Annotated in this window: 8 protein-coding genes; 1 reads left to right on the forward strand and 7 read right to left on the reverse strand. The window is 45.7% G+C overall.

Translation table 11 applies throughout. The annotated features are described in order from the left end of the window. Positions 1-209 precede the first annotated feature (209 nt). The 6 genes from QUA58_RS30305 to rpmI all read right to left on the reverse strand — a co-directional run bounded on the left by QUA58_RS30305 (position 210) and on the right by rpmI (position 4998). Positions 210-2405, reverse strand: coding sequence for a diguanylate cyclase domain-containing protein (locus QUA58_RS30305; RefSeq protein WP_333255897.1), 2196 nt, complete (start codon positions 2403-2405; stop codon positions 210-212). Then, complete coding sequence (locus QUA58_RS30310; RefSeq protein WP_333255899.1) at positions 2402-3010, reverse strand: chemotaxis protein CheC; 609 nt, start codon at positions 3008-3010, stop codon at positions 2402-2404. Before QUA58_RS30310 ends, QUA58_RS30305 begins: the two co-directional genes overlap by 4 nt. Further along, entirely contained in the window at positions 3007-3384 is a 378-nt protein-coding gene (locus tag QUA58_RS30315) for a response regulator (protein WP_333397842.1), read from the reverse strand. The genes QUA58_RS30310 and QUA58_RS30315 overlap by 4 nt, the downstream gene beginning before the upstream one ends. Positions 3385-3621: 237 nt before the next feature. Then, positions 3622-4152, reverse strand: coding sequence for a tetratricopeptide repeat protein (locus QUA58_RS30320; protein WP_333255901.1), 531 nt, complete (start codon positions 4150-4152; stop codon positions 3622-3624). Between the two features lie 272 nt (positions 4153-4424). Next, positions 4425-4781 (reverse strand): 50S ribosomal protein L20, encoded by a 357-nt coding sequence (gene rplT / locus QUA58_RS30325; protein WP_190658174.1) that lies wholly within the window; start codon positions 4779-4781, stop codon positions 4425-4427. Between the two features lie 19 nt (positions 4782-4800). Further along, complete coding sequence (gene rpmI, locus QUA58_RS30330) at positions 4801-4998, reverse strand: 50S ribosomal protein L35 (RefSeq protein ID WP_006634164.1); 198 nt, start codon at positions 4996-4998, stop codon at positions 4801-4803. 272 nt (positions 4999-5270) lie between these two features. Between rpmI and QUA58_RS30335 the strand changes: the two genes are divergently transcribed. Next, complete coding sequence (locus QUA58_RS30335; protein WP_333397844.1) at positions 5271-6269, forward strand: MrcB family domain-containing protein; 999 nt, start codon at positions 5271-5273, stop codon at positions 6267-6269. 680 nt (positions 6270-6949) lie between these two features. On the opposite strand, the gene QUA58_RS30340 is transcribed toward QUA58_RS30335, so the two are convergent. Further along, positions 6950-7408, reverse strand: coding sequence for a clan AA aspartic protease (locus tag QUA58_RS30340; RefSeq protein WP_333255905.1), 459 nt, complete (start codon positions 7406-7408; stop codon positions 6950-6952). Positions 7409-7523 lie beyond the last annotated feature (115 nt).

Raw genomic sequence — 7523 nt, forward strand, 5'->3', positions numbered from 1 at the left:
TTTAACTGCTTATCAATCCATTCAACAAGCTCTCTCTATTGATGGCTCCCTTTTTTCCCCTAGTTGAGCAATTACGAGCTAGCTTATTTCTTACTTTTTTAATTCGCAGAGTGACAGAAGAGGGATATCAGGGTTGGATCACGCGCTGACAGTGGCATTTTTTTTGCGGAGTGGTATAACTACTCGGAATTCACGAATATGGCAATTCGTCAAGCGCTGGTGGGAGAGGGTAAATTAGTATTGGCTATAGAAAAATCTACAGGAAGTATCGAAGTGACTGTGCCATTCGGCTTGCCAGCAGCAGGATCGGGCTGGTAAAGTTGGATACGATCGCGCCCAAGTCGTTTAGCTTGATATAGGGCTTGGTCGGCTGCGGCAATCAGAATTTCGGCTCCCGATTCAGATGCAGGAACAATACTCGCTACGCCCAGGCTGAGAGTGACGTACTCGCTCACCTGAGAACCTGCGTGAGGAAGCTGCAAAGCTGCGATTTTGAGCTGTATGTGTTCGGCTACCAGCACAGCGCCTTGAATCGCGGTATTTGGCAAAATAACGGCAAATTCTTCGCCTCCGTAGCGAGCTACTAAATCGGCGGGGCGATTGACTGCATTGCCGATCGCCGCAGCGACTTGTCGCAAACATTCGTCTCCCCCTGGATGCCCGTAAGTATCGTTGTAACTTTTAAAAGAATCAATATCGCAAAGAATAAGGGACAGAGGGGTTTGTTCCCGCGCTTGTCTGCGCCACTCCATTTCTAAATATTGATCGAAGCGGCGGCGGTTTGCTAGCTGGGTGAGTTCGTCTAAACTGGCCAAGCGCTCTAACTTGAGGTTGGCGGCTTGCAACTGCTGGTATAGTTCTGCTTGCTTGATGGCGATCGCCAACTGGGTGGCCAGAGAAGACAGCAACTCTACTTCCAACTGCATCCACTGCCGGGGACTGCACTGGTGGGCCATCAGCAGCCCCCACAACTCGTCTCCTTGCACTAAAGGCACAACCAAATACGCTCTCACCGCGAATTGTGCGAGCAAGTCAATTTGATATTGCGGCAAATCGGCGGCCAAAACATCGGCGATCGGTCGGATCGATCGATGTTGGTACGCTTCGAGATAGAACTGGTCAAAACAGAAATTTTCCAGGGTTTCCCCCAACATCGGCTGGCAGTTGGGAGCTACAGATTCCACTGTCACCGCCCCCGTCGCCGGGCCGGCGCAGAGACTGCCGATACAGGGGTTAAAGCGCACGATCATCACTCGATCGGCCTGAAGGAACTGACGCACTTCTGTCACTGTCGTGCTGAGCACTTCGCCCAAATCCAGAGACTGGCGGATGTGCTGAGTAATCGTCGCCATCAGCAGTTCTCGTTCGTTCTGCTGCCGCAGCGCCTCTTCTGCCCGCTTGTACTCGGTGATATCTTGAGCGGTGCCGAAAATTTGTTTGGGGCAGCCGTCGGCTGTGCGGGCGAAAACTTGGTCGCGGCAGCGAAACCAGAGCCATTCGCCCGATCGATGTTTGAGGCGATACTCCAACTCCAAAATATGCCCGTCAGGGGCGGAGGGAAATTTTTGCTGGTGGGCTTTGAGCCTCGGCAAATCTTCTGGGTACACCAAACTGGAATACAAAGCAGTTTGCATTTGTAAAATTTCTTGGGGAGTGTAGCCCAACAATTTAGAAGCTTGACCGTTGACGTAGACGTTGCGCTGTTCGGTCAAATCGTAGATGTAGAGCAAATAAGGCGCAGCGTCAGCAATCTGCTGGATAAAATGCTGGCTCGATCGCAATTCTTCCTCCACCCGCTGACGCACTTGCACTTCTTCCAAAGCTTGATCCCGCATTGTGCGGTAAGCTTGGATGCGATGGGTGAGGTCGGTCACGTCTTGAATCACCAGCAGCGCGTAGAAGGATGGGCAATTGACCCCCGGCCATATTGATGACGAAACTGAGGGTGCAGATTCCCTACACACAAAAGCACTTCTTGGTGATCCGACTCCGACAGTACCGTCTGATTCCAACTCAAGAGTATGGAGAACCCAGTCTCTAATCTCCTGTTCTTCTATGCCAGCCTCTAGGGCTGGCACAGCAGTCACAGTAGTTTGCTGAATTCGCTGCTGACCGTCTTGCCAAGTTGCCGGAATCAGGTGTTTGTGAATTTGAGAAGAAAAAATTGTTGGCGGGCCTCCTGCAAAGATTTGCTTGAAGCGAGTGGCGTACTTTAACTGACTCAGGTGAGGAAAATGGGTTGTGATCTTTGTTCCCAATATTTGGCTGCGGGGAATTTTAGTCCACTCTTCCAGACAAGTGTTCCAAAACAGCACCACAAAATCATCCTGCAGCAAGCAGGCGCCGACTGGTACGCTGTCGAGAACCCCAAACTTTTCCTTAATACTTTTGCTCTCCTCAATCATAGACCCCCGGCAAGTTGATTGATAGCAGTCAACAAGGTGTCAAAGGAATTAACATTGAAAATAAGAATGATATCTCCTTCAATGTGAAGCCTTTCAATCATGAAACTGGTCTGGGCTAATAAAACAACTGTATCAGTAGCTAAACCGCCAGATATCAGCAAACTAGCAATCGTCCCTTCGCTATAAGTGGGAATTGAGTAGTTCAGGCGCTGCTGAAGTACGTTGCTGATTGCGCCCATGACCCCATTAATTACAATATTTCCCACTTCACTCAGCGTACCAATTTTGACTGAATCGAGATCGTGAGTTCCAACTTCTTCCCCTGTAAGCATTGTCACCAGCAGGGCAGCGCTGTTGGTGGGAAAGACTAGCTGGGCAACGCCTCCAAAGGAGCCTGTGAATTTGAGCTGGACAGCGGCGATTTGCTCGCCGTTGAGGTGTTGCTCCAACTCTTCTTCCAGGTCCATGGGAGTCAGGATTTGAAGGTAGGGGATTTGCAAGCGAATCGGGGAGTCGATCATGTCGTTCAAAACCCCTGCGGCTTGACCGATCCCGATGTTGACGAGTTCCTGCAAAGCATCGAGCTGTCGAGTGCTTAATTTCATTGGGTGCTCTCCTCGCTAACACTGAGAGCTTTTTTGATCCACCCGATCAGTTCATCTGAGTTGGGCATTTTGTGAATGACTGCCAGGGCTCCGAGTTCCATGCACTCGGAGCGGGTGCTTGCTTGGATGTCTGCGGTAATTACGATCACTGGAATTTTATATCCTCGAGCGCGCATGGCTTGCAGGACTTCCCGACCTTCCATTTCCGGCATCAGCAGATCTAAAAGCATACAGTTTGGGGTTTTAGTGCCGAGCAGTTCTAGAGCTTCTGGGCCGCTGGATGCTTCCCAAGTCTCGTATCCTTCTGCTCGCAAGATTTTGCAGATCACCCTGCGAGTCAACCACGAATCTTCGACAACGAGAATTGATGTCACTACGTTCTCCTCCTTCTATTGTTTAGAACTGACCGGCGTTGCAGGTACTGCTTTTATCTTGACAGTAATTTAAAGTGCTGGGACGGTGTGTGATCGAGCTTCACTTGGAATTCCTGTTCTTAAAAACTAACGCATTAATGTGTTGGATAGTTTAGTATCTGGGACTATGTGAAGAAAAAACCCGGTTTCTGAATGAAACCAGGTTTGGGGGATCTCTATTGCTCCTAACATGGGCGCTCAATTATAGATTACCAAACGCTTCCGGAGGGACTCTACTCGCTGTTTGGCAGTGGCATTGTCTGGATCGCAGGCGAGAGCTTGTTCGTACATTTCCAAGGCTTGAGCTGTTAATTTCTTGCGTTCGTAGGCGTGACCCAGATTGTTGAGAGATGTAACGTATTCTGGCTGTAACTTCAGGGCTTCTTTGTAGTGGCGGATTGCGATGTCATACTGTTCTTGGCCAAAGTGTGCAAAACCGAGGGCGTTGTAAATAACAGCTTGATTTTCTTCGCCTTCTAAGTCTTTGGCTTTCATGGCTTTTTGAAACAGTACGATCGCCTGGGAGTAAAGCTTCTTATCTACATAGATACTTCCTAATTCGTAGTATTCCTGTGCTGTTCCTTTTTCTATGGTCAGCTTATTTTCTAAGCGTTCGAGAGACATTTCCAGCTTGCGAGTTTTGAGAATTTGGCGCACAACAAACCAGGAAGTGCTGCCGAGTATAGCGAGCAGGACTGACAGGTAAACAATCAGCAAATTACTATCCATGTTTTTCTTAAAATTAGGTAGAGCAGTGGAAGGTTTTATTTATTTTAAGGCGTTAGCAATCCCTGACATTTGCCTCTGCAACTGTATAGAAAACAAGGAAATAGCGATCGACCGGCCCGATCGCGATTTCTGAAAAAGCAAGAGTCCAGAAGTAAGAACAAAGAAGGAAAGTGGCTCTCAACCTCCTAAATTCATCAGGAGTTTTCCTTCTCTGGCAGACTGTTAAATCTTTCTTACTTCTGCTTTCTGCATTCTGAAAATCAAGCGAACTTTCAGCCTCCGGCTCGATTAGCCATTTCGACGACTTTCCCGAATGTTGCTGGGTCAATGATCGCCATTTGTGCCAGCATTTTGCGGTTGATTTCGATGTTGGCTTTCTTCATGTTGCCGATCAGTCTGCTGTAGCTCGTGCCGTGCTGGCGCGATGCGGCATTGATCCGAGCAATCCACAGGCGACGGAAATCGCGTTTGCGTTTTTTGCGATCGCGATAACCGTTACGCAGGGCTTGCATCACCCGTTGGTTAGCTGTGCGGAACTGTTTCGACTGTGCGCCTCGGAAACCCTTGGCTAATTTGAGAATTTTTTTGCGGCGCGCTCTGGCGACATTACCGCGTTTTACCCGTGTCATCTTTAATTTCCGTTAAACTTTACAAGTATGGAAGCATTAACCGCACGTTAGCGTCGTTGGTCTCGTCGATGACGACCAGCTTAGAGAGACGGCTTTTGCGAGCTGAACTTTTGTGCTGTAGCAAGTGGCTTTTGTAAGCTTTACGGCGCACAATTTTACCGCTGCCGGTCGCTCTAAAGCGCTTTGCGGCTGCTTTGCGAGTTTTGAGTTTTGGCATGAACTGGTGTTATTTGGACACAAGCTTCAACCGTATCACATTTGTGGTACTTTCTGCAAGGGAGATTTGCTGGTTGGGGGCGGCGCTGTATTTGGGGCAATATACAGGATGGGCGATCGGCTAATCTTGTGGTTGTTTGCTGCCGTTAACACCTAGTATAGAATGTTATATCGCAGTTCGGGTATCATTAAGGGTTATCGGCAGGGTTAATATTTGAAAGCTGCTGGTGAGGCACGATAATTAAATTGAAGATGCAACATTAATTATTGGTTATGGCGCTTAGAGAGTCCATTGAAAAAATCCTTTGGGAATATCCATTGGTCAGTAATGACAACTTCGAGGGACATTCCTTTGCTAGTTATGTCAAAAATGTAGTGCCGAAATCAATAAGTGCTTCATTGGAATTACCAGAAATCTATAGCGTAAAAGCTTCAGCAGGGAATGGTTCTTGGGCTAAAGTTCCTTGGATAGCAATATTTAACAAGCTTGTAACTGAGAGTGTCCAGTCGGGCTTTTACTGTGTTTATTTATTTCGCGCCGACTTCTCAGGCGTTTATCTTTCTCTCAATCAAGGAATAGCAGATAAAAGAAAGAAGTTCGGACTTGGGAAGTCGAGGGACATGGTAAGGGATCAAGCACAACTATTTAAAGATAAGCTTGGTTCTGACAAGCTCAGAGAATTTTCAGAAACTCTCGATCTTCAGCTTGATTCGATCCCCAAGAAAACTACTTATAGAAGGCTTGGAATTGCGTATGAAGCAGGAAACATAGCATCGAAGTTTTATTCAAGCGAATCACTTCCTGACGACAAGGAGCTGGTAGGCGATGTTAGGAAAATGCTTGAAATTTACTTCTCCCTGTTTGAGGAGGTTTCTTTGAAGGAGGAGGCTGATTCTGATTTGTTCAACGAGGTTTCTTTGAAGAAGGAGGCTAAGAACAATGAACCAGAAAGAGAATGGTTTGAAGATCCGAAAAAGTATAGACTTCATCGAGTAACAGAACGAAATCAGACGTTATCTAGAAAAGTTAAGCAGTTGCAAGGATATGAGTGCAAAGCGTGCGGTTTTGATTTTGAGTCTCGATACGGAGAAATAGGCAGAGGATACATAGAAGCTCATCATAATGTTCCAATTTCCAACTTGAGCGGGGCAAAGATTCAACTAGATCCGCTTAAGGATTTTACTGTGCTATGCTCAAATTGCCATAGTATGATTCATCGCATTAAACCAACGCCAACCCTAGAGGAGTTTAGGCAAAACTTGCAGATATAGTATGAGTATTTGAATGTTGATTTCGTATAACAAGGGCTTGCAATAGTTAGAGTAAATAAAATAAACCCATGCAAATTATAGCAGCTAAATCCTATATAGAGTACCGGAAAAATGTTTTTCTTTCAAATCCGGGAGATACTGTTGGCGTATACATTAGACATCTCGCAAAAGAAGGCGGGCGTAATTGCTTCTGTGCGCCTATGATTCTATTGATATTTATGAATTTTTATGAATAAGTAAAAATTCTGAAGCATGGATACATAACTTACATTTTTCAAAATTTTGTGCGACGTAAGTGGAAAATTTATGTACAATTATTAGAGATTTATTGGCGATTTTTTAAGCTGAGCTACATCAAATTTTGGCGTTGCTGATTTAAGGTATGAAAGGCTAAATATGCCAGTCATAGAAACCAGTATCCACAAAGCTTGGGGATTTTTAACTTATTTTTTTCATACCCTGATTAAGCAACGCCTAATTTTATTGTAAGTCTTGCGTTGGTTTTGGGAACCTTTTACCTGTTTTGATGCTTGGTGCTGTAAAGATGAGTTTGAAGAATGGCTCTACGACTAAAAGCCTTCGTAAACCTTGGAATACGTGCTGATTAAAAATGCTGGCATCATGCCGATATTAGCACTCGAACATTACAAATAAAGGAGGTATTTAAACTTGATTTAGTATTAAACTCTCCATACAGGCCTGTCGGGATTTTCGGGATTTGGAACTAGACGCTGATTTTTGCAATCTACTAGCAAATCTAAAGTTTCTAACACAGTTTGACCGATTAGCACCATATCGCCTAAAACCATTGTCGCCTCAATTGTCTCGCGCCCTTCTATTTCAATGATAACAGGCCCTGTTAATCCCACTGTTTTTTGTCTGCCATCGGCATATTTTGCTATTTCTTGACTCCGAATTCTTAAGCCGAGGTGTTCGCAGACTTCGAAAGGAATAGCTGTGCGTACTGCACCAGTATCTATCAGTGCTTCGGCTTCATACACGCGCAACAGATTTGGATTGAGCAATCCTCTTTTGACTAACTCTTCATCAATGGCATTCGTTAGCTTGACTTTGACTCGAACTGCACCCATATTTTTGCTGGCTTGAGTTTGAGTTAGATTGCGATCAAGATTTATCATATCGCCTCTTTTCGTCTAGAAAGTCTACCTTTGATTTTAGGTATCGGCTCAATAAGTAGGGGTAGCACAGAAAAAAAAGTAAGCAGAGTGCACAAAGTGTCATAAAATAGGACAC

The sequence above is a fragment of the Microcoleus sp. N9_A1 genome, from assembly GCF_036701795.1.
Lineage (GTDB): Bacteria > Cyanobacteriota > Cyanobacteriia > Cyanobacteriales > Microcoleaceae > Microcoleus.